Origin of the sequence: Methanobrevibacter sp. (genome assembly GCF_017539065.1) — an archaeon.
In the GTDB taxonomy this organism is placed as follows: domain Archaea; phylum Methanobacteriota; class Methanobacteria; order Methanobacteriales; family Methanobacteriaceae; genus Methanocatella.
On the sequence record NZ_JAFYHP010000024.1, the window covers coordinates 55,666 to 79,303 of the forward strand.

The following is a 23,638-nucleotide window of genomic DNA, read 5'->3' on the forward strand; positions in this document are numbered from 1 at the left end:
AATTATTCCTCAAATATCTTAGACATGCATCCTGCAATCAAACCGGCGAAAATATCATCAAGCATTGGAGGCAATCCATAAATTATTCCCGGTTTTGCTTCATCATATCTTTTAAAATTAAATGCGGCTTTGGTTCCTGCGATTTGGTTTGAAATAGCTAATCCCAATACTTCATCAGTGTAGAGATGAGCAGGGTCATCACTAACATCCACTTCGCGTATTCTATTACATGTCAAGTCTTGCTCTGTTCTCATTGCAGCCACCAGGAGTGAAATGACATTGATGTCAGTTAGGGATTTTAGAATTTGTGCCTTCATTTTGTCTTTTAGCTCTTCGGTTACTTCAACACCCTCAACAAGCTCCATTCCGGCATCAACCAAATCTCCAATTTGTATTCCTTCAGCAACAAAGTAATCAAGAATACCGAATGTCAAGCTAAGCTTTTCAAATGCATCTTCCAAACTAATTTCAATAGCTTCTGAAATTCTTATTTTAAAATCATCAAAATCAATATCATCATATTCCGCATTGTTGATGTCTAAAGATTCCTCGCCACTTTCAGGAACATTACCCAAAACAGCTAAAAAATCATCAGTATTTAAAATATTTTGAATATGTAGCGGCAAAGCCATATTGGCCAATACTTTAGATTTGACACTAGTAATTAATTTAAATAATCTGAGCAAATCTTTTGGGGAAATTACTTTATCAATGTAAATCACATGACTTAAATTGATTCTGGCATCACCAAATCCTTTAGGGGAATTTGCAACTTGCAAATGTTCTGTGAAATCTTCAACAACGACATCATTTGCCATGAATGTAAAAATAGTTAAATCATCATAAGTATTTGAAAAATAATCTAGAGATTCTGTTGCCTGTGCAATATATGAACCTTTCAGCCTGTTAAAAACCTCCGCTTTTTTTGCTGTGGCTTTAAAATCATTTTTAGCCTTTACAATATTAACATTTTCAACAATGTCGATTCCATCACTTACAGTAAAATCACTGAATGCTAAAAAATGATTTGGATTATTTATGCAAATCCCATAATCTTTTTTGATGACATTGAATTTCATGTGATAATATATATTAATTATTTAATTTAAAGTTATATTATACTAGTAAAAAGGACTTATCATTATGACAATAATTATTGATCCACAAGGTAGTGGAATAGCCGGAAATATGCTAATTGGCGCATTTGTTGATTTGGGTGCAGATGCTGACAGATTAAAAGAAGTAATGGAAGCATCAGCCAAAGAATTTGGAGAAGTCAATGTAGAATTCAATAAAACCAAGAAACATGGAATAGAATCAACATTTTGTAATGTTGAAATGCTGGAAAACAACCCCCCAATCAACTTTAAAGATTTCATCTTAAAAATTGAAGAATTAAAATTGGATGGCAATATAAAAGCCACTTCAATCAACATATTCAAAAGGATAGCTGAAGCTGAAGCTAAAGTTCATGGAAAAAAATTAGAGGAAGTTCATTTTCATGAAGTTGGGGCCAGCGATGCGGTAGCTGATGTGATAGGTTCTGTTTATGCCTACTTCAGTTTAGGTTATGACAATCAAAAAACAATTGGCCTTCCAATATCTGTCGGAGGAGGAAGGGTTGAGACCTCCCATGGAACAATTCCTGTTCCTGTGCCTGCAACTGTTGAGATTTTAAAAGAGGCAAATATGATTGGAGGACCTGTTGATAGTGAACTTGCAACCCCTACTGGATGTGCGATTTATATGGAATTGTGTGATGAAATAAAAGAGTTCATTCCAATGATAAAGGCTAAAAAAGTAGGTTATGGCGCGGGTAAAAGAGACTTTGACCACCCGAATGTCTTAAGAATAATTGAAAGTTCGGATATCTGTGAAAGTGACGAAATAGATGTTATTGAAACAAATATTGACCATTTGACCGGTGAGGAAATCGGTTATCTGTTTGATGTCCTACTCGATGCGGGTGCAAGGGACATATCCATTACACCCATAATAATGAAGAAAAACCGCCAAGGCAGTCTTTTAAAAGTCATTTCAAAAAAAGACAAAAGGGATGTCATTTTAGACACTATTTTTAAAGAAACCGGCAGTTTAGGCATCAGGATTGCCCCAAACATCCACAGAGGAATCTCTAAAAAGGAATTTGAAAAGAAAACATTCAATATTAATGGCAAGGATTACGAAGTAACATTCAAAATAGGTTATGTTAACGGCGAAATCATATCCAAAAGGCCGGAATATGAAGATTTAAAAAGAATTGCTCAGGATAGCGGACTTCCTTTAAAAGAAGTTAAAGAGTTGATCCTATGAAAAAAGCCATTTCCGTTCTTTCAGGAGGCCTTGACTGTACTGTTGCAACATCAGTATATGACAAAGACTATGAAATTCATGCGATAACATTTAATTATGGTCAAAAAGCATTTGAACAGGAATTAAATGCTTCTAAAAATATCTGCAAAAAAATGGGTTGGACCCATGAAGTGATTGACCTTCCATGGCTTGCAGAAATAAGCGATTCCAGCCTTAACACTGATGATGAGATTCCTGTAATCAGTGAAGAGGACTTGGACAATTTAGACAAAAGCAGTGAAACTGCAAGCAATGTTTGGGTTCCTGCCAGAAATACTGTTTTTACATCAATTGCGCTTTCATATGCTGAAAGTATTGATGCTGAGATAATAATTGTCGGTTGGAACGGTGAGGAGGGCACTACCTTTCCGGACAATTCAAAAGAATATTTAAATGAATTTAATGATTTAATTGCTGTAGGTTCACCTGAAAAAATAAGAATTGAAGCACCATGTATTGATTTAAACAAAGAGGAGATTGTTGAATTAGGTGTTGAAATTGGTGCTCCAATTGATTTGAGTTATTCTTGCTATAAAGGAGAGGCTGAACCCTGCGGTGTTTGCGAAAGTTGTATGAGGCGGAAACGAGCATTTAAAAAAATGGGAATGAAATATGATTAATCATCATATTTTCTAAGACGTTTATTCCAGCCGGACTCTTCTAGATTGCAGTTGGATCTCAAATGATCAGTGGCATCTGAAACAGATGTGAAGACATCTTCGAATCCTTCTTTTGTTTTTCTATAATTGGCTATACGAGACTTTTTAATTCCAATGTGTCCTGCTTCGGAGTATGAATCAATATCTGCTCCGATGTAGATGAATTCCCAATTGTGATTAGCGATTAAACTTCTAATTTGTTCTTTTGAAAATTCGCGAGAAGAATTTTCCATTCCGTCAGTCATTATGACAAATAGGACTTTGTTATCAATTTCTTTGTCAAGAGTGTTGATTGTTTTTCCTATTGCGTCTAAAAGCGCAGTGCATCCTCTTACCCAGTATTCCTCTCCTGTGAGTTTAGATACTTCATTAATTGGTTTTCTTTTGTATAACACTTCGTATTGGTCATCGAAAAGGATTGTGGTTACATGAGTGTTTAGGTTTTTGTCTTTTTCTCTTTGAATGAATGAGTTAAATCCTCCGATGGTATCCTCTTCTGAACCGCCCATTGATCCACTGCGGTCCATTACAAATATCAAATCCAAATTTTCACTTGATGGTGTCTCTTTCATTCTTTCACTTCCTGTTAATTTTATGTTTATAAGTTGTGTATAACTTACACACAATATATTAACATCTAATAGTATTTAAAGGTTTTGGTGATGTGGAAAAAATAATGAAAAAGAAGTTATTTAATTTGGTCAAGGATTTCTAAACCTTCATCAGACAATCTATAAAGACGTCCTTTTCTCATGTTGGGATTTAGGCATTCAACAACATTTTTTTCTTTTAAATCTCTTAAAACATTTGATATATGGCTTTGTAAAATACCGCTATCCCTGGCAATCTCCTTAGGAATTTTTACATCCTCCCCAATTGCCTTTAAAGCACGAGATCTGTAACTTGATTTATTAATATATTTAACTAAATCATCATCCATATATTATCCCCCTTAAATTTTATTGCCACAGTTCATGCAGAATGCATCTCCCTTATTAATGGCGGCACCGCATTTGCTGCATTTTAGCTCCCCTTCAAATTTAGCTCCGCAATTCCTGCAGAATTGATCTTCGCTTGACATAGGCGCACCGCATTGCTGACAGTGCTTAATATTGTCTGCTGTTTCAGGTCCATCTTTAGGTTTTGAAGTCTTTCCTATAACCGGTTGAGAATAGAAATCAGTTTGATTTTCTATTTCAATAATCAAATCATTCATGGCAGCAATTCTTTTTGAATCTGCAGGGTGTGTTGAGAAAAAATCATGTTCATTCGAATTTTTAGCAGACATTGCCTCCCAAAACGCTGGAATATGAGAAATATCATAACCTGCCCAATGAATTATCATCATGCCTAATCTGTCGGCTTCAAGTTCTTGATCCCTTCCCCATGGATTAATTAGTAAAAACTGAGACCCTGCACTTGCAACATTGGTGGCCGCTCTTGTTAAAGACCCAAGCGCTCCAAGGCCAAATAAGTCCATAGCAATACTGCCAACCCATGCGGCGGAAGTTAGAGCATTTTGAGCATTTTGAGCACTAATTCTTGTTCTTGCATGATCAAGAAGTGCGTGAGCCATTTCATGACCTAAAATAAATGCAATTTTTTCTTCAGTGTTAGCAACTGATAAAATACCTGAAAACATTACAATTTTGCCTCCAGGCATACAAAAAGCATTTACAGTATTATCAGCAACTAAATGAACATCCCAATCATAATAATTTTCAACATAATCGAGCCTGCCAATCTTAGACAAATAATTTTCAACAGCCTGAATTAATTTAATAGCCACATTTCTAACTATTTGTCCATTTTGAGTATTATCTAAGAGTTGTACTCGATTAATCAATGCATAATATTCATTATATGATTGTTGAAGAAACTTATCGTCGTTTACCATATCAAAATGTGATTTTCCAGTAAATGGATTTACGCCACTTCTATCATTTTTTGCCATACTATATTTTATTAACACTTTGTGTATAAAAACTTTTTTAATATAATGATTAAATACCATTATAATAATAACAAATAATGGTGATAATTATGATGCACAAGATTTGTCCTAGATGTGGTTCTAGAAACGTTGACTGGATTATTCCGCAAAATTGGTCCCAATGTGTCTGCAAGGATTGCGATTACACAGGACCTATCATTGAAGGAAACGATGAACTAGCTGAAGAAATCCGTGAATGTTATCTGGAATCCTTAAAACACTCCAAAAAAGAATAATGCGAGGTTTAAAATGCCTGATGGAAATATTAGAAATCCCCCAAGCAATGATGCATACCCCATTGTTTCAACATTATTCGTTAACAAAAGGTTTAACAAACATGAAATTCTCATAAATTCCCTATCACTTACAATATTAGATTTAATTAAAAAAGACCAGATTAAATGTGAAATCAATTGGGAAAAATCACACAGTGTGGGAAAAAAACTAACCGAAACCGATTTAGAAGTTATGAAAAACATTACCCTTAGAATTGCCAATAAAGGGGAATTAAAAACATCTGAATTCTTAGTAATTAAACTTTTAAAAGCAATGAATAAAAATAAGAAATTCAACTTAAAAGATATGTTAAAGCAAAGTAAAAATTCCGCAATAGCAAATAAATTTGGAGAAGGCTTCATGGAATTTAAAACTGCTATTGAAAATGAAAATGACTATACATCTAAAGATTACAAAGACATTTTAGTAAACGGCAAATTCACTAGAGAAGGAAAAGAACTTCAAAAAGAATGGGGCAATTTCCAAAAATACCTAAAGTCACAAGATTTAACCGAAAAATATCCTCCCGAATCCATTGAAGAAAACTCTTCACAAATAATTTATGGAGCTTGTTTTAACATGGAAAAGGATGTTCTGAAATTAAGAGAAAATAACTCCATATTATGTGATTTTATTGATAAAGACGGGTACAAATTACTTAATATAATCTTCAATAATGCCTTATCTCACGTTAGTGAAAAACACAAAGGCAATGGAATATTCTATGGCGTAAATGATAAATACACAATTCCTGGCGGAGTATGAGAAATATTCCAGATAGAGTTCAAACTCTATCTTCCTCTTTAATTAATGTATATTTTATTTAACTTTTTGATTTTAGTAGATCATTCTTATTTTTAATTAATATTAAATTTTTTTACTTGATAAACATTTAACGTGTGCAAATAACTATTTTTACAAAAATTACATGAAAACAAGTGAAAAATAAAGAAAAGGCAATGTTAATTCATTTTATATTTTTTGTTATATTCAAAACATTTATATATCAATAATAATAAATTATTAGTCGGAAGGAACATTCCTTCCGACTATGTATTTTACTAAATTCATTTAGTCAAAATGGTTTTCCAATTTACACATTATTCAACTAAATGGATAATATACACAAAAAATGATGTGAGAAAATGTCAGAAAAAGATAAAAAATTAGACCAAATAATAAAAACTATCGAAGAAAACGATATAAAATTTTTGAAATTAGAACTCTCAGATATACATGGATTGCCAAAAAGTATGGCAGTACCGCTTAAAAAAGCGGACGACGTTGAGGACATAGTAAATGATGGATTATTATTTGACGGATCCTCAATAGCTGGATTAGCTTCAATTAATGATAGTGATTTGCTTGCAAAACCAGATATCGACACCTTCTCAACAATCCCATGGAGACCTGAAGTAAAAGGTACTAGTAGATTTATATGTGATATTTTCACTACAGAAGGAAAACCATATGACGGAGATCCAAGGGGAATACTTAAAAAATCCCTTGAATTAGCAGAAAAAAGAGGATACCAATTTAATATGGGTCCTGAACCAGAATTTTTCATTATAACAAAAGATGAAGATGGAAATTACATCCCTGCAGATGAAGCTGAATACTTTGATGTAGAACCTTTAGATCAAGGAACTGATATTAGAAGGGAAATCGTATTAGGTTTAGAAAAATTAGATTTCAATGTTGAAGTAAGTCACCACGAAGTAGCAGCAGGACAACACGAAGTTGATTTTAAATATGCAGATGCTTTAAAAACTGCTGACGCTGTTATAACATTTAAAGAAGCTGTTAAAGCATTAGTTAATAAATTAGGTTTTAAAGCAACATTCATGCCAAAACCATTCTTAGGAATTAACGGTAGTGGAATGCACTGTAATCAAAGTTTATTCAAAGATGGAAAAAATATTTTCTATGACCCTGATACTGAAAATCAAATATCACAAGAAGCTTTATACTTCATTGGAGGATTATTAAAACATGCTCCAGCTTTATCAGCAATTTTATCCCCAACTGTTAACTCTTATAAACGTTTAGTACCAGGTTACGAAGCACCATGTTACATTGCTTACGGTTTTAAAAACAGATCAACATTATTAAGAATTCCTGCATCTCGTGGATTAGGTACAAGAATTGAATGTAGGTCAGCTGACCCTTCATGTAACCCATACTTAGCATTTGCAGTATTACTTGAAGCAGGTTTAGACGGTATGGATAATAAAATCGACCCTGGTGAACCAACTGAAGAAAACCTATTCGCACTTTCTGAAGAAGAAATCGAGGCAAGGGGAATCGGTAATTTACCAACAAGTTTATGGGAAGCATACCATTCATTAGAGCAAGACGATGTTGTTAAAAATGCTCTTGGAGAAAAAGTATTTAATCAATTCTACAGCATCAAAAGAGCTGAATGGGATGCTTATAGAGTACAAGTATTCGATTACGAAAGAGATGAATACTTAAATGTGTAGATTATTCCTTTATTGAATATTATTGGTGGTCAAATAAAATTTCGGCCACCAATTAATCTTAAATGTATGGAGGTTTTGAAAATTAAAAAAATGAAGTCAAAACGTGATGAATATATGTATATTGAAGTTAAATATTTTTTGAAATTTTAGAATTAACATTTAAGGGCATATGGTGTAATTTTAGAATTATTAGTACTTATTAAAGGCATATAATAAGTTTAGAATCAATTTTTATGATTATTATTTTAAGGCATGTGGTAATTTAGAATTATTAGATTTATAAGGCATATGATGAGATAAAACTAAAGATATCAGATTTAAAATAAGATCAACTTAATTTATTGATTATAATTTGTTTTGAATTAACTTGAAAATACGTGTATTCACCGATTATTTTATTTGGAGGAGAAAAAATGTGTGGAATAGCAGGTGTAATATACAAAGATAAAAAAACTCACCTTGTAGGAAAAGCATTAACATCAATGTTAGAATCCCTACAACACAGAGGACCGGATTCAGCAGGTTATGCAATCTACGGTAGTTTAGATTTTCCTAAAAATCATTATCAATTAAACATTGAAGTAAAAAGGAAAAGAGGAGCATTGGACAATTTAAAATCATTATTAAATCAAATTAGTCCAATATTCGAAGAACAATTAATCGAGTCAGTAGGCGACTCAGACGTATATAAATGCAATATAGCATTGGATGAGTATTCTCTTTTAAAACCATGTATAAAAGAAATAGATGAATTAGAAAATGTAAGGGTCATCAACGGTTCACATTCATTTGAAATGATAAAGGATGTGGGAAAAGTAAAAGACATTGCAGAAAGGTTTGACGTTACAAGTAGAGTCGGAACACATGGAATAGGACATACTCGTTTTGCAACAGAAAGTGGTGTGGACCGTTATCATGCACATCCATATCAAAGCTACATCATACCTGATATAACTGTAGTGCACAATGGCCAAATCACTAATTACTGGAAAATAAGAGATCCATTAGAAAGAAAAGGACACGTTTTTGAATCATTTAATGATACAGAATGTATTGTTCATTATATGGCTGATAAACTTGACCAAGGCTATAAATTAGAAGAAGCATTGGATCAGGCGGTAATCGATTTGGATGGTCCTTTTTCAATATTAGTTGGAACACCTAATGGTATCGGTATTGCAAAGGATAAACTTGGTCTTAGGCCGGGAGTAATGGTGGAGACTGATGAAATCTTTGCAATTGCTTCAGAAGAAATGGCATTGCATAATGTTGTCGATTCAAATGAAATAGAACAAATAGCTCCAGGAGAAACAAGAGCTTACACCATCTAATAAGGGGTTTTATCTATGGAAGAATACTTTATTTTTGCAAAAAATATGGAAGAGAAAGCATTAAACCGCACTATAAAAGAACAGGCTCCCCGTCACGATAAACTCATTATTAATTATCCTGAATCCAAACACAACATCTGTGCAGGCCTAAGCGAAGACGTGAACATAGAAATCAATGGTTCTGTGGGTTATTTTGTTGGAACAATGGTTAACGGACCAAAGATACACATCAACGGAAATGCCGGATGGTTTGCTGGGGATAATATGACAGAAGGCGAACTGATTATTGAGGGCACAGCAGGTGACGGCGCAGGACAAGGAATCTATGGTGGAACAGTAATAGTGAAAGGAAGTGCAGGTTCAAGAACTGGAGAAATCATGAAAGGCGGAACCGTAATAATTGGCGGAAACAGTGGATACATGACCGGGCTGCTTATGATGGGCGGAAGACTCATCATACTAGGTGATGTAACCGATGATGTCGGCGAATCAATTATGAGGGGAACCATATATGTTCTTGGAGATGTGAAAAGCTTAGGGAAAAACGCTATGATGGAAGAACTCACTTCACAAGATCAAGAAGAGTTAAAAGAAGTTTTAACAGAATATGGCTTTGAACTAAGTGATGAAGATTATACAAATTTTAATAAAATCGTTAATATACAATAGGGGCTGAAAAAATGAGTGAACATAGAATTGCTATGGTTGGAACACCATGTGAAATTATGGCAGCATCCAAACTACAATATTATACAGATAGCCCTATTGATGTTAAACTGGGCTTATTTTGTATGGAAAATTTTTCATACAAATACTTTGGAAATCTCTTAAAAGAGTATGATTTGAAAATGGAGGACATTGAAAAATTCCAAATTGATAAAGGATTTGTATTCCTATTATTGAAAACAAAAGAAACAGTCAAAATACCTTTATCCGTGGCTAAAAGGATAATCAGGAAAAACTGTAACATATGTGTTGAATTAACCTCAGAAACATCTGATATTTCAATAGGTTCCATAGGATCCGAAGACGGTTGGTCAACATTAATCATCAGAACTGAAAAAGGCGAGGAAATAGTCAATGGAGCAATAGAACAAAAATTCATTGAAGCTAAAGATTTTTCACAAACACAATTCAATTTACTGAATAGACTTGCGGAGAACAAAATAAACAAAAATCTGGAAAACATTGAAAAAAGAGAATTCTTTGCTAGGCCTGTCCTATACCAAAGGGAAAAATCAGATGATTCAATCAATAGGGAAATTTCAGAGTCTAATTTCTTAGATTTAAAAGCAAATGTTATTGATGTTGGAGTATGTGTGCTCTGCGGAGCATGCGAATATGCATGTCCAGATGACTTGATTACAATCGATGACACAAAACCAAGAATGAAAGGCGAATGCCCTCCAGATTGTCATGCCTGCTTTACAGTCTGTCCAAGAACATTCATACCTGAAGATTTACGAAATGACAATTCAAAAGCGATTGGCGATTATATAAAAGTGCTGACTGTTAAATCCTTAAAACATACTCAAGGTCAAGACGGTTCCATCGTTACAACATTGCTAGACTATCTATTGACTAATGATATTGTAACAGATGCACTTATTGTTGATAAAGAAGATTATCTGGCTTGGAAACCTTATGCAAAGATAACAAGCGATATTGATGAGGTTGTAAAATCTGGAGGAACAAAATATTCCGTTTGTCCGGTATTCAAACCATTAAGAGACATTAAAGAGGGGGTAGATTAGATGCCATTCACTGTTGAAAGAAAATCAGAAATATGTAAACAGAGCAATGACAGGCCTGGCTGTTGCTGGTATTTATGTGACAATCCTAAAAAATCCGCATGTAAAAACTGTTACAGCTGTTATTCAAACTGCCCTCACGACGTATATGAAGTAATAAATGATGAACCTTATCCAATTCATCAGGAAAACTGCGTAGGATGTAAAATATGTGAAGAAATGTGTCCAACACACGCAATATACGTTAGGCCTCTTGCTGATGAAGGAAGAGGAATATGGTCAAATTCAACAATGGTTGAAATCAAACGTAAAAGTCAAACCGGATCATATAAAGTGCGCGGTTGCGGAATGACTAGGAAAATCCCAACATTTGACGATTTAAGCATATTGCCTGCACAAGTTTCAAGGCCTCCAATAGATTCATACAGGGAACCATGTAAAACTTCAGTAGTGCTTGGAGACAGATTTGCAGAAAATCCGATTGAGATAGACACCCCTATTATGATTGGGGCAATGTCCTTTGGTGCAATAAGTAAAGAAGCAAAAATAGCACTAGCTATAGGAAGCAGTAAAGTAGGTACAATAACCAATACCGGTGAAGGAGGAATGCTTCCCGAAGAAAGGCATTATGCTGACAAACTAATTGCCCAGTATGCATCAGGCCGTTTTGGAGTTTCAGCCAGTTATCTGAACAGTGCAGAAGCTGTTGAAATAAAAATAGGTCAAGGTGCAAAATCCGGTATGGGAGGACATTTACTTTCCCATAAAGTAACTGCTGAAGTGGCTAGAGTCCGTAATATCCCAGAAGGAACCTCAGCATTAAGCCCTGCAAGACATATGGATATTGTTGGACCTGAGGATTTAGGTATGAAAATCAATCAGTTAAGGGAAATCACTGACTGGAAGATACCTATTATTGTGAAATTTGCATCCGGTAGAGTGGAACAGGATGTAAAAATCGCAGCAAAAGCAGGTGCAGACATAATTGTAGTCGATGGTATGCAGGGAGGAACCGGTGCAGGACCTGAGGCAGTTACAGAACATGCAGGTATTCCTACAATAGAAGCAATTGTAAAAGCGGATGACGCTCTTAAAGACATTAATTTAAGAAGTGAAGTAAGCCTTGTGGCTGCTGGAGGAATAAGATCCGGATCTGATGTTGCAAAAGCGATAGCTTTAGGTGCAGATGCGGTATACATTGCTACATCCGCATTAATCTCAATAGGTTGTAAAGTCTGTCAAACCTGTTCTGAAGGTACCTGTCCTAAAGGAATTGCAACACAGGAAAGAGTGCTTAGAAGAAGGTTAGACCCTATAAGAAAAGGAGAGCAAGTTGCAAATTATATTGAAGCAATGACTCAGGAAGTTACTGCCTTAACCCAACAAGCAGGAAATACCGATATAGAAAAACTTGAACGTCAAGATTTAGTTGCATTAACTATGGAAGCTTCACAATTAACTGGAGTGCCAATGGTGAGAAATTAAATAAAAATTAGGAGATATTATTATGGCCGCATTCGATAGAATTAAATCAGGAATCCCTGGGCTTGATGAAGCTCTGGATAATATCCGTTTAGGAGATAATGTAGTATGGAATGTTACAAATTTAAATGAATTTTCTTACTTTGTCAATCCATATGTGAAACAAGCAAAAGAGGATAACAGGAACTTGATATACATTCGATTTGCTAATCATCCTCCATTAATAGAAATGACTGAAAAGGATTTTAAATTGCTTGAAAAAGAACAGAAGAATCCTGACACTGAATTCTGTATGATAGAACGTGACGGGATTAAGATTTATCAGGTGAATCCATACAACCAGTTCGAAACATTTACTTTGGAAGTTCACAGAATTATAGAAAAGGAAGGCTTTGACGCATTCTATGTCTTCGACTGCTTAAGTGACCTTCAGGCTGTTTGGTCAACAGACTTGATGATGGGTAATTTCTTTAAGGTTACCTGTCCGTTTTTATTCCAACTGGATACCGTAGCATATTTCCCGATCATTCGTGGAAGACATTCATATGATGCTATAGCCAAGATACGTGAGACCACACAGCTATTCCTGAATGTATACTCAAATTCCCCGGAAGAGGTTTACGTCTCCCCATTGAAAGTATGGAACAGATATTCCCAAACCATGTTTTTAGGGCACAAATTCAACCCTAGAACCGGCTTTGTCAAAGTCCTGCAGGATGGCCAAGAGGTCAGCAAATACTATAAGACCATCAATTCAGACAAATATCAGGACGGACGGACTTTAGACAGTTGGGAAAGATATATGCTTCAGGTCAGAATGAAGTATGAAGATGGTGGCAACGTCGATGACGAGTGCGATAAGATTTGTGAACTGATGATGACGAAAGATGAAAAGATGCTTTCTAAAATCAAGGAATACTTCACCTTTGAGGATTATATCACAATCTATGACCGCCGTGTAGGCAGCGGATTGGTAGGTGGTAAGACATGCGGAATGCTGCTTGCAAGAAAGATTATTGAAAAGGATCGTCCTGAAATATACAAAAACTTTGAACCTGACGATTCATTTTACATCGGATCAGATTTATTTTACACATACATCGTTTCAAATGACTTGTGGGACATTAGGGTAAAGCAAAGAACACCCGAAGGTTACTACAAATATGGTAAGGAGTTAGAGGAAGCTCTTAAGAACGGTACCTTCTCAGACCAGACTAAAAAAGATTTTATACATATACTGGACTATTTCGGGCAAAATCCTATTATCGTTCGGTCAAGTAGTTTCCTTGAAGACGGTTATGGAAATGCATTTGCAGGAAAATACGAATCAGTGTTCTGTGTAAACAGAGGTTCCCTTGAAGAGCGTTTAGCTGCATTTGAAGAAGCGGTGAAAACCGTCTATTCAAGTACCATGAACATTTCTGCTTTGGAATATAGGAAATTAAATGGATTAGACGATACTGATGAACAAATGGCATTATTAGTTCAAAGAGTTTCAGGCTCCTATCATGGGGACTATCTCTTCCCGACAGCTGCTGGCGTAGGATTTTCATACAGTCCATATTCCCCTCTTCCGGATATGGACAACAGCAAAGGTATGTTGAGACTTGTAATGGGTCTTGGTACAAAAGCTGTTGACAGGACAAAAAAAGACTATCCTAGAATCATAAATCTTGACAAGCCCGAAGTGACTCTAGTGAAGGACATGAAAGAAAAGCACAGATATTCCCAACATTATCTGGATGTAATCGATTTAAAGAATATCAGTTTGCATGACATTCCTGTCGATGAAGGTTTAGAGATAATTCCAAGATATTCCAAAAAAGTTTTAGTTGAACATGACCGTGAAGTTGAGAGAATGTTCCGTGAACGCGGACAACGCCGCGAAGTGGTATTCGTCAACTGTGAGGGAATCGTAAAGAATCAGGATTTCATTGATGAGATGAAAGAGATTCTAAATACCCTGCAGACCGCATATGATTACCCGGTAGATATTGAATATACCGTTAATTTTGGAGAGGATTCATTTAATATAAACCTACTGCAATGTCGTCCTCTTCAAGTTTCAACTAACAACGAATCTATTGAAATGCCTGAAGATAAAAATGTTTTCTTCCATATCAAGGAATCTTCAATGGGCATGTCAAGAAAGAACACAATAGACACAATCTGTTATGTTGATCCTCATAAGTATTATGAGTATCCTTATGCTCAAAAAAGTTCAATACCTCGGATAATTAGTGATGTGAACACTTATTGTAAGGATAATGACAAAACCGCAATCCTGATTGTTCCTGGAAGAATAGGTACCTCTTCTCCAGAATTAGGTATTCCAGTGGTGTTTGCTGACATCAGCCATTTCACTGCAATTCTGGAAGAAGCCTACAGTGAAGTCGGTTACATGCCTGAACTATCCTTCGGAAGCCACATGTTCCAGGATTTGGTGGAAGCGGAAATATACTACGGAGCACTGTTTGAAAATGAGAAAAAGCTAGAATTCAACAGGGATATGATTTACGATTATCCGAATATCCTGAAAGATATAAATCCTAACTTGAATGAGGAGATATATCAAATGATACAGGTCATAGACTTCGATGAGAATAAGGCAGAATTGTATCATGACATGAATAAAGACGAAACACTGTGTATCTTCAAATAATTAGGTTTGAAACACGATTATAATGGACGGCATTCCATTATTTAGGGCGGCAGGGTGGGACATATGCCTTTTTATTTGTAATAATTCTTTTGCACAAAAAGATTCTTCAAATAAAAGAAACGTATGACAAAATGTGATCAATGGCCCTATTTGACATTATAGGGTCGTTTTTCACATACTTTTTTTTAATCCATATGAACCTGCAAAAGTAAGGGTCCCTCGAATGCCTGATTGAAATACTTAAATGAACGGCCAATATTTTAAATTTTCAATCCAAGAAATAGTGAAATATTGAAGATATAATGAATAATCCGATGGGTTTTTTGGTCTGGAAAAAATAAAAAAAAGGAAGTAACTGCCGAAGCAATTACTTATTAACTATCACTTTTGATTTAACAGTTTCATTTCTGTAAATAACCTTCATGTTATATTTCTTACCAACTTTGAGAAGAACATTCTTCTTTTTAAAAGTGAGTTTTAGTATTTTTTGATTAACAATCTTTACAGATAGTTTAATTTTTGCTATTCCATTTTTGTTGGTTTTTACAGTGAATTTTTTACCTTTAACTTTAAATGAAACCTTTTTGCCCACAATTGCTTTTCCATTACTCCATTTGAGGGTTGCTTTTAATACAAATTTAGTATCAGACATTTTAACTTTAAATGACTTTTCAGCTTTTAAAGTATTTTTGACCTTGAGGGTGTTTTTATTTGTAGCTCCCTTATATGTTGAAGTAATGACATAAGTGTTTGGCATTAACCTGATTGGCAATGTCGCATAACCGTTCTTATCTGTTTTTATAGGGTATGTTATGGTATGTACATTTATTTTTACAATTTCGCCTACAACAGGATTTCCATCCTCATCGAAGACTTGGATTTTATAATTATTTCCCAAGTAATCCATTTCCAAATCATTAGATGATATTCTAGGCAAGCAACTTATCACAACAGTATCAAAAGCATTTCCTATCAATGCTGTTACACTGCCTTTTTTACCATTTGAAGAGAACTTGACAACATCTCCGAAATAAACAACATTCTTATTGACTTTGCCGTTTGTTGAAGTTATTGTTAAATTAACAGGTTCTAAAAGAGAAGAATCAAACTTCTTATTAGATGAACCGGTAACTTTATTGTAAACAAATAGATTAAAGACAATGTTAGAATTTCCAAGATATGAAACTGAAGTAGGATTAGCTGCAGCACTTAGGAATAACCATGTGTTGCATTCGACAGTACCGTTTATCTTTGGGAAAACCTTATAATTGGTTGCATTATGTCCAAACCAGTTATCATTAACGCTTAATTTAGAATCGCTTCCACCATTGTGGGAAATGTCATAAGCCCTGAGAGGATTTAGGAAAATGTTGTTGGTTATGTTTGTACCTTCTGCATTTTCAATATGGATAACAGAAATTGTGGCCGTGTTATTCATGAATAGGCAATGGAATATTGAATCTTCTACACTTACATTATTAAGATAAATAATTCCATCTTCAAGAGCATAGTTATTGATGAAATTTGAATTGAATTTATTTTGCAATGATGTGGCGGAAATGAAGATTGCAGCGCCTTTATAAGCAACATTGCCAACGAAATTAGAGTTGAATGCATTATTTGTCATAGGCACTGGCCCTGACCTAGTGCTTTCCATTTTCACTGAATCGGCAAATATTGCACCGCCCTCTATAGCGTGGTTCTTTACAAAATCGCCGGTGAAAACAACATTCTGCATGGTTCCAATAACACATAATGCACCACCGAAACCGCCTTGTCCGGAATAATCCACTATTCCATAATCTTCCATACTCAACTCTTCTTCGCTTTTTGCGACATTATTTACAAAATTAGCGAGTATTTCTGTATTGTCCATGGAAAATGCGAAAATCGCACCACCCATGCCGGCAGTGTTGTTGGCAAAATAACCGGAAACATTTGAATAGAACAAACATGGCGCATTTATTGCGCCGCCCACCTTAGCGGTGTTGTTGGCAAAATAACCGGAAACATTGGAATCTTCCAACACTTCACCAATACATATTGCGCCCCCTTGCACAGCGGAGTTATACATGAAATAACCTGCGATATTGGAATATTCTACAACCTGAAGCCATAGTGCACCTCCCAATTCTGCACTGTTAAGTGAGAACTGGCTAGAAATATCAGATCTGTTAACAAGTCCAAGAGCACAAACGGCACCTCCCAATTCTGCGCCGAGGTTATTTGTAAATTCTCCAGCGATATTGGAATTTTCTAAAATTCCAACAATGCTTATTGCACCACCTAAACAAGGATTAACACTGTATCCCTCCATAAATTGCTGGACAGATTCAACAATTTGAGGATCAAGATATTCACTAAGATATCCTAAATTCTCATTTATGATTTCCGGATAATCAGATGCAAGAGCACTATCTACAGTATTGTTTGTGAAATTAGAATCTATTTTGGTATTGTTAACAACGTTTGTAAAGATAGCGCCGCCCGCCAAAGCAGTGTTATTTACATAATCGCCTTTGATATTGTCATGAATCATAAAAGGAGCATATATTGCACCGCCCAACAATGCAGAGTTAATCTTGAAATCACTGCTTGTAAGATTAGTGCTTATGATGCCTTCCATGGCAAATATGGCACCACCAAACATGTCAGCGACATTATGTGTAAAGTCGCCGTCAATAAAGGAATCCTTTATATTTCCAAAAACGAATATGGCTCCACCAGAACCCATTAAATACTCAAAATCTGATCCTCCTTCAGTAAAGGCACTTGCAGTATTGTTGCAGAACCATGCAGAAATTAAAGAGTTTTCCACATCCCCGTTAACATATATTGCGCCTCCGATTGGGGCAGAGTTCTCAATAAAAGCCCCTCCAATATGACTATTTTTCAAACCATTGGTAAAGGAGAGTGCTCCTCCAAAATAAGTATTAAACGCATTGGTGAATGTTATTTCTGTAACATTAAACTCATCAGCTTCAATAGTTAATATTCCACATTCATTCTGTGCATCAAATATTACTTGACCAGGCCCCCAACTCTGAAGAGTCAGCTTCTTGTCAATAATTAAACCTATATTTGCTTCACCACTATATGTTCCAGCAGCAATATGGATTATATCTCCATCTTCCCTAATACTTTGACCTTCTTTGTCATATAAAGCATTTTTTAAAGATTTATATGGGTTATCTTCAGTTCCCCATTCATTATCACCAGTATAACTACCGTTTACAAAACAGTTTGACCCGCCAGTCAAGACTTGCCCATCATCTGACGCAGCCAATGCATTTTCGCTTTCATCATTTGCGGATGCTTCCAAAGCATCGCCTTGCATTTCACCTGTCGATATATCTTTTGTTATTTCGTTTGTTTGCGTATCGCTTTCTATAGAAGCAACATCTCCAGTATCTTCAGCTGCACCAACAGCAGAGATTGCGACCAAAGCTATGAAGAATATTGCAAGCACCATAAATTTCTTGTTTAACATAAAAGTATCATCTCACCAAACTTTTAGTCAATATATATTATATTTAATATGTTTACATATTCTTTTCGATGCGATGATCAAATTCAGAAAAAATATTTTGGAGAAATTTTAAAAAAATGAATAGATGTTGGTGAAACATCTATTTAACGGTTATTTTTGTGTTTACAGTTTTTGAGTTGTAGTATTTATCTCCCGCATACTTAACTACTGCGTTGGAAGTGCCTTTTTTCTTCAAGTTTGTAATCTTGAAGGTTGCCTGACCTTTACTGTTGGTTTTGACTTTGTAGGTCTTTTTGTTGACTTTCAAAGTAACCCATTTGCTTTTTATTACCTTGTTCTGATTTGTTTTTAGGGCAACTTTATATTTTTTGATTTTGACAGATTTTTTGAAAGTTTTTTTAGATGCGGTCAGTTTTGGAGTGGCTTTAGTAACTTTAACACTGACAGTTTTAGTGGACTTAACATAATTGGCATTTCCTGCAAAGGAAATTGTAGCTGAGTATGTTTTTGGAGCCAAACCGTCTGTAGACAATTTGACTTTACCGTTTTTATCAGTGTTTTTGTTATAAATTATTCCATTTAGCCTGATTTCTACTTTAACGCCACTAATTGCTTTTCCAGCATTATCTTTTAAAGTTGCAACAATATATTCGCCTCCATTGTAGACAGTAGCCACTGGAGAAGCGGATAATGTGGAAGCAATCATATTGACTGTTATTGTAACTGTTTTGGTAACTGCAGTGTGGTTTTCATCAGGCTTGGTAGTTACAGTCAATGAATGAACACCAGCTTTTAAACCAGAAACCGGAACATTAAACCCATTGACCTTGACGTTATTATTGTCAATCTTAGCAGAAATGCCTGAAGCGCCTTCAGCAGATACGGAAACGATAATGGACATACCATAATCCAAAACAACATCACTAACAGTTAATGATGAGTTTATTTTGTTTACTGTGAATTCAGCACTCTTTGAACAGTTGCAAACATAAGTATCGCCGTTATATCTTACTTCAATCGTGTGCTTGCCTGCATTCAAGTAGTGTTTTGGAATGGCATATCTGATTTCGTTATTATCAATAACCAACCCGTCTTCAATGGTTCTACCATCCAATATGATTGTCACGTTACCTTCTGCATCAATATTGGCGGTTATTGTTTCATTTTCACCATAGGCAATATTCTTAACAGTCAATTCGACATCAACCTTTCTTAAGACTTTGAATTCATTACTTGTTGTGGTTGCTGAGAGGCATGTGCAGGTAAGGTTCCTGCTGGAATCAGTGTAATATACAATGTCAGGAGTTGTTATTGTTGCGACATATGAACCAAAATCAAGATTTAGGTTTGCACTCGCATGACCGTTTGTAATTTGGATGTTGCCTTTTGGGTCATTGTTTATAGTTAAACTTGCAGCAGCATTAAGATTCTCAGGTTGTGTTATGTTAAATAATGTTTCATTGCCTTTAACATAATTAGGAATGTAAAGTGTTGCATTGAGGTCATTGAAAATTGCAATTGGCCCCAATATTTCATTATCCTGATCGAATTCACTATGGACATCTTCCTGATTAACATTACTGTTTAAGATATTTGCATTTCCTCCCCAAATACAAAGAATTTTACCATTTGCAGCATCGTTATTTATAAAATTAGAGCGGATTATATCTAAATTAGAATAATGCCCATATATTGCACCTCCAAATCCGTCTTTTGCCTCGTTGTCTTTGAATGTGCAGTTAATTATTGTTAAATTACTGTTGGCAACATAGATTGCTCCGCCCATTCGTGTTTGTTCTTTGAGGTGGGATGCTGAGACGGCATGACCTCCTTCTAGTGTTATGTTTACCATCCTCACATCTGCTTCGTTTTCTATGTAGAATATTGCCCCGTCATCCATATTGCTCGCTTTAACGCTGTGACCATTACCATTAATGGTCAATTCTTTACTGGAAATTTTTATTCCTCCAGGAGCATCGCATGCCGTATTAAATATGTAATCCTGATTTAAGGTTACATTATCTGTTGATTTGCTTATCAAATCTTCCAAAGCACTTAATGATCCATCGCATATGATTCTGAAGTTTATTTCCAGATAAGGTTTGGTATCCTCCCTGTCAAAAGCTTTTTCATCAACGGAAATGAAATTTTTAAATCTGGCCGTGTACCTGTTAATATCCAAATTCATGGTAGTGTTGCCTTTGCCCTTTGCGACATCAACATTGGTATTATATATTGTATTTGTTATATTTACGGTTATGCTGCCGGTGAAATCCTCATCTATTCCACTAACACTAATAAAAACAGGAGTTCCGTTATAAATTGTCTCCTGAATATAAGCATTAACCTCAGTAGTCAATAAATCAATGTCCCTTTTATCATCAAGCCTTCTTTCATTATCATCAAGATTAACGGCAACCTTATCCTCTACCATTGTGGTGTTTATTATGGTCAATCTAAAAGAATCATCTTCTGTACCATAATTATAGATTGCCCTGTCATACTTTGAATTTTTTTCAAATCGTGAATTGACTATTTTCAAGGTACCCTCATAATTATAGATTGCTCCTCCCATTTCGGTTGTTGCAGTGTTGTTGGTGAATGTACAGTTTATTACCGTTAATGTACCTTGGTCATTATAGATTGCTCCACCATCAACATCAAGATTATTGAGCGCATTTTTGAGAATGAGGTTTTCCAGTTTTAAGGTAGCGCCATTATTAATCTCAAATATATGGGAATTTAGTCTTTGAGCATCAATTGTGTGTCCCTTACCGTCAATTGTCACTGTTCCTGAATCAATAGAAATTCCTGACCCCTCAGCATAGTAGACATCATCCCCCGAGAGTTCAATCACAGCCCCATCGTTAATGGCAGACTCAAGTTCCCCCCAATTGTTTACAGTAGTAGTTCCACTGTCCTTTAATACATTATCAGGAGTATCTGCCCCCATTTTTAAAGCATTTTCACTTTCTTGCTTGTTGTCATCACTAATTGATTTTTCAGTAGCATTATCCTCAACTGCATCCAGATGTTGTGTGATTGTATTGTCCGCTAAATCAGAACCCAATGCAGTCACATTGACATCGCTTGCCGCACTAACTGCACCAATCATTAAGAAAAACAGTAAGAATAATGTTATAAATATTATTTTTTTATAACCTATTTTAACACCGCCTAAGATGTATTATTAAAATTACTCTTATTTTAAAAACCGTTATAATTTTTATTCAATCCTCTAATTAAATATTGCCCTTGATTTTATAGGATTTAGGAAAAAAGTTTGTTAACATATGATGAAAAATCGGCTTTAACAAAACGTTAGAATTAAATTTTATATCTGATGAATTGAAATAAATAATAATATGCATGTCAGAAAAGCAAAACACGATGATTTAAGTGTAATTATGAGCATTTATCATGCTGCACAAGATTTTATGATTGCATCAGGCAATCCGGACCAATGGGGACATTCATATCCCAGTGAAGATTTGATCCGGGACGATATTGCCAATGAAGTTTGTCATTTGATTTATGATGATGAGTGTGTCCATGGAGTATTTGCACTTTTTGACAATGTTGAACCGACATACCAATACATAGAGGATGGCCAGTGGCTTAATGATGAATCATATGTAACTGTGCATAGGATAGCGAGTGACGGCAAGGTACATGGCATTTTTAAGTGTGTAGCGGATTACTGTAAAAGCATATCCAACAATATACGAATAGACACCCATGAAAACAATTTAATCATGCAAAAACAAATTGAAAAAAATGGTTTTAAAAAATGTGGAACCATCTATGTCAGAGACAAATCCCCCAGAATAGCTTATCAGTGGTCAAAATATTAAAGAAAGTTGTGGATTAATGCTTAAAACAGGTTTTAGCTTGTACCGACTAATATTTTAATATAAAATAATAAAAAAGAGTAATGAATCATTACTTTAGATAAAATCACTAAAAAAATAGTGCAAATAGTCATGATTAAAAAAAAAGACTGAATTGAGTTGAAAAAATAAAAAAAAGTAAGTAACTGCCGAAGCAATTACTTTTTAACTTTCTTAGTTAATTATACCTAATTTTATGGCAGTCTTTTCATCAACTTTACCTGTTACTTTTAGTCCTTTGTCGTTTTGGAATTCTTTAACTGATCTGACTGTGCAGGAGTTGTATTTTCCGTCGACTTTAAGGTAATGTCCTCTATAGGAGATGTAGTAACCGTTGTCTTTTAGGACTTGTTGTATTTCCTTGACGGTTGATTTGTCTTTGCTGCCTTTAGATACTGTTTTGAAACTAACAATAACATTGATTTTGACTTTCTTGGTTAGTTTTTTGTAGTATTTGTTTCCTTTGTATTTGATGACTGCTTTAAAGGTTCCTTTCTTGTTTAGTTTGGTAATCTTGAAGGTGGCTTTGCCTTTGGAGTTGGTTTTTGCTTTGTAGGTTTTGCCTTTGACTTTCAAGGTTACTTTAGCATTCTTGATTGGTTTACCGGCATTATCTTTTAATGTTATTGTGTATTTTTTGGTTTTAACAGATTTTTTAAAGGTTTTCTTTTTGGCTGTTATTTTAGGAGTTGCCTTTTTAACAGTAACTTTAACATCTTTGGTTGATTTATCATAGTTAGTCTCGCCGTTGAATGTTATTTTAGCATTGTAAGTTTTAGGAGCTAAACCTTTTGTGGATATTTTAACCTGACCGTTCTTGTCAGTTGTGTATTCTTTAGCGCCGTTTAAATCAACAGTGACTTTAACACCAGTTAATGCTTTGCCTGTGCTGTCTTTTAATGTAATTACTAAGTCTTTGTTGATGTTGTATGTTGTAGTAATAGCAGTTGCTGATAATTCTGTTTTAAGCTTGTCAACAGTTATTGTTGCATTGTTGATTGTTACATTATCCAATCCCTCAAATGTTGCATTGACTTCATATTCTCCATAATCATCAAATGTATATACTGCCCACCATGTTCCGTTACCTGCATAAGTTGCATTAATCGGATTAGTGTTTGGGACTATAAATAGTAATTTACCATCCATAATGAATCTCGAAAAATAGAATTTTATTAAAAAGTTTCATAATTCTTAAAAAAAACAAGTATTTTATGATAAATGCTTTTTAGAACAAGAAATGGATTATATTCATTAAAAAAAATATAA

The 23,638-nt window shown here is 34.8% G+C and carries 18 protein-coding genes; 11 read left to right on the top strand and 7 right to left on the bottom strand.

Annotation, left to right across the window (positions count from 1 at the left end):
- Window positions 1-2: 2 nt before the first annotated feature.
- Window positions 3-1,079 carry a phosphatidylglycerophosphatase A gene (locus tag IKS50_RS06380; protein ID WP_292847118.1) on the bottom strand — a complete coding sequence of 359 codons (1,077 nt, stop codon included), beginning with the start codon at window positions 1,077-1,079 and terminating at the stop codon, window positions 3-5.
- 64 nt (window positions 1,080-1,143) lie between these two features.
- On the opposite strand from IKS50_RS06380, the gene larC reads away from it, so the two are divergent.
- Window positions 1,144-2,313 carry a nickel pincer cofactor biosynthesis protein LarC gene (gene larC / locus IKS50_RS06385; RefSeq protein WP_292847121.1) on the top strand — a complete coding sequence of 390 codons (1,170 nt, stop codon included), beginning with the start codon at window positions 1,144-1,146 and terminating at the stop codon, window positions 2,311-2,313.
- A complete protein-coding gene (gene queC, locus IKS50_RS06390) occupies window positions 2,310-2,972 on the top strand; it encodes a 7-cyano-7-deazaguanine synthase QueC (RefSeq protein WP_292847124.1) in 663 nt (220 codons plus the stop codon). The genes larC and queC overlap by 4 nt, the downstream gene beginning before the upstream one ends.
- Here the strand turns inward: queC and IKS50_RS06395 are convergent.
- The 3 genes from IKS50_RS06395 to IKS50_RS06405 form a co-directional block, all read right to left on the bottom strand.
- The gene (locus IKS50_RS06395) at window positions 2,969-3,583 is read right to left on the bottom strand and encodes a vWA domain-containing protein (protein ID WP_292847127.1); all 615 of its coding nucleotides are present in this window, start codon (window positions 3,581-3,583) and stop codon (window positions 2,969-2,971) included. The genes queC and IKS50_RS06395 overlap by 4 nt on opposite strands.
- A gap of 116 nt (window positions 3,584-3,699) precedes the next feature.
- Window positions 3,700-3,951 (bottom strand): transcriptional regulator, encoded by a 252-nt coding sequence (locus IKS50_RS06400; RefSeq protein WP_292847130.1) that lies wholly within the window; start codon window positions 3,949-3,951, stop codon window positions 3,700-3,702.
- Window positions 3,952-3,963: 12 nt separating this feature from the next.
- A complete protein-coding gene (locus tag IKS50_RS06405) occupies window positions 3,964-4,965 on the bottom strand; it encodes a M48 family metallopeptidase (RefSeq protein ID WP_292847133.1) in 1,002 nt (333 codons plus the stop codon).
- Window positions 4,966-5,054: 89 nt separating this feature from the next.
- Between IKS50_RS06405 and IKS50_RS06410 the strand changes: the two genes are divergently transcribed.
- The 8 genes from IKS50_RS06410 (at window position 5,055) to IKS50_RS06445 (ending at window position 14,989) form a co-directional block, all read left to right on the top strand.
- Window positions 5,055-5,240, top strand: a complete 186-nt coding sequence (locus IKS50_RS06410; protein ID WP_292847136.1) for a hypothetical protein — start codon at window positions 5,055-5,057, stop codon at window positions 5,238-5,240.
- Between the two features lie 13 nt (window positions 5,241-5,253).
- Window positions 5,254-6,045 carry a hypothetical protein gene (locus tag IKS50_RS06415; RefSeq protein WP_292847139.1) on the top strand — a complete coding sequence of 264 codons (792 nt, stop codon included), beginning with the start codon at window positions 5,254-5,256 and terminating at the stop codon, window positions 6,043-6,045.
- Window positions 6,046-6,425: 380 nt separating this feature from the next.
- Window positions 6,426-7,763, top strand: a complete 1,338-nt coding sequence (glnA, locus tag IKS50_RS06420; RefSeq protein WP_292847142.1) for a type I glutamate--ammonia ligase — start codon at window positions 6,426-6,428, stop codon at window positions 7,761-7,763.
- Window positions 7,764-8,176: 413 nt separating this feature from the next.
- Window positions 8,177-9,094: a glutamine amidotransferase gene (locus tag IKS50_RS06425; RefSeq protein ID WP_292847145.1), complete on the top strand. Its 918-nt coding sequence runs from the start codon at window positions 8,177-8,179 to the stop codon at window positions 9,092-9,094.
- A gap of 15 nt (window positions 9,095-9,109) precedes the next feature.
- Window positions 9,110-9,763 (top strand): tributyrin esterase, encoded by a 654-nt coding sequence (locus IKS50_RS06430; RefSeq protein WP_292847147.1) that lies wholly within the window; start codon window positions 9,110-9,112, stop codon window positions 9,761-9,763.
- A gap of 11 nt (window positions 9,764-9,774) precedes the next feature.
- Window positions 9,775-10,848 carry a Coenzyme F420 hydrogenase/dehydrogenase, beta subunit C-terminal domain gene (locus IKS50_RS06435; protein ID WP_292847149.1) on the top strand — a complete coding sequence of 358 codons (1,074 nt, stop codon included), beginning with the start codon at window positions 9,775-9,777 and terminating at the stop codon, window positions 10,846-10,848.
- Complete coding sequence (locus IKS50_RS06440) at window positions 10,849-12,330, top strand: glutamate synthase-related protein (RefSeq protein ID WP_292847152.1); 1,482 nt, start codon at window positions 10,849-10,851, stop codon at window positions 12,328-12,330. It begins immediately after the preceding gene.
- A gap of 22 nt (window positions 12,331-12,352) precedes the next feature.
- Window positions 12,353-14,989, top strand: a complete 2,637-nt coding sequence (locus tag IKS50_RS06445; protein WP_292847155.1) for a PEP/pyruvate-binding domain-containing protein — start codon at window positions 12,353-12,355, stop codon at window positions 14,987-14,989.
- 367 nt (window positions 14,990-15,356) lie between these two features.
- On the opposite strand, the gene IKS50_RS06450 is transcribed toward IKS50_RS06445, so the two are convergent.
- Both IKS50_RS06450 and IKS50_RS06455 read right to left on the bottom strand, forming a co-directional pair.
- Entirely contained in the window at window positions 15,357-18,479 is a 3,123-nt protein-coding gene (locus IKS50_RS06450) for a hypothetical protein (protein WP_292847158.1), read from the bottom strand.
- A gap of 139 nt (window positions 18,480-18,618) precedes the next feature.
- Complete coding sequence (locus tag IKS50_RS06455; protein WP_292847161.1) at window positions 18,619-21,594, bottom strand: Ig-like domain repeat protein; 2,976 nt, start codon at window positions 21,592-21,594, stop codon at window positions 18,619-18,621.
- A gap of 250 nt (window positions 21,595-21,844) precedes the next feature.
- Here IKS50_RS06455 and IKS50_RS06460 point away from each other — a divergent pair, with 250 nt between their 5' ends.
- Window positions 21,845-22,333, top strand: coding sequence for a hypothetical protein (locus tag IKS50_RS06460; RefSeq protein ID WP_292847164.1), 489 nt, complete (start codon window positions 21,845-21,847; stop codon window positions 22,331-22,333).
- Between the two features lie 210 nt (window positions 22,334-22,543).
- Here IKS50_RS06460 and IKS50_RS06465 read toward each other — a convergent pair whose 3' ends face one another.
- On the bottom strand, window positions 22,544-23,518 hold the full coding sequence (locus tag IKS50_RS06465) for a peptidoglycan-binding protein (RefSeq protein WP_292847167.1): 975 nt from the start codon (window positions 23,516-23,518) through the stop codon (window positions 22,544-22,546).
- Window positions 23,519-23,638: the final 120 nt, after the last annotated feature.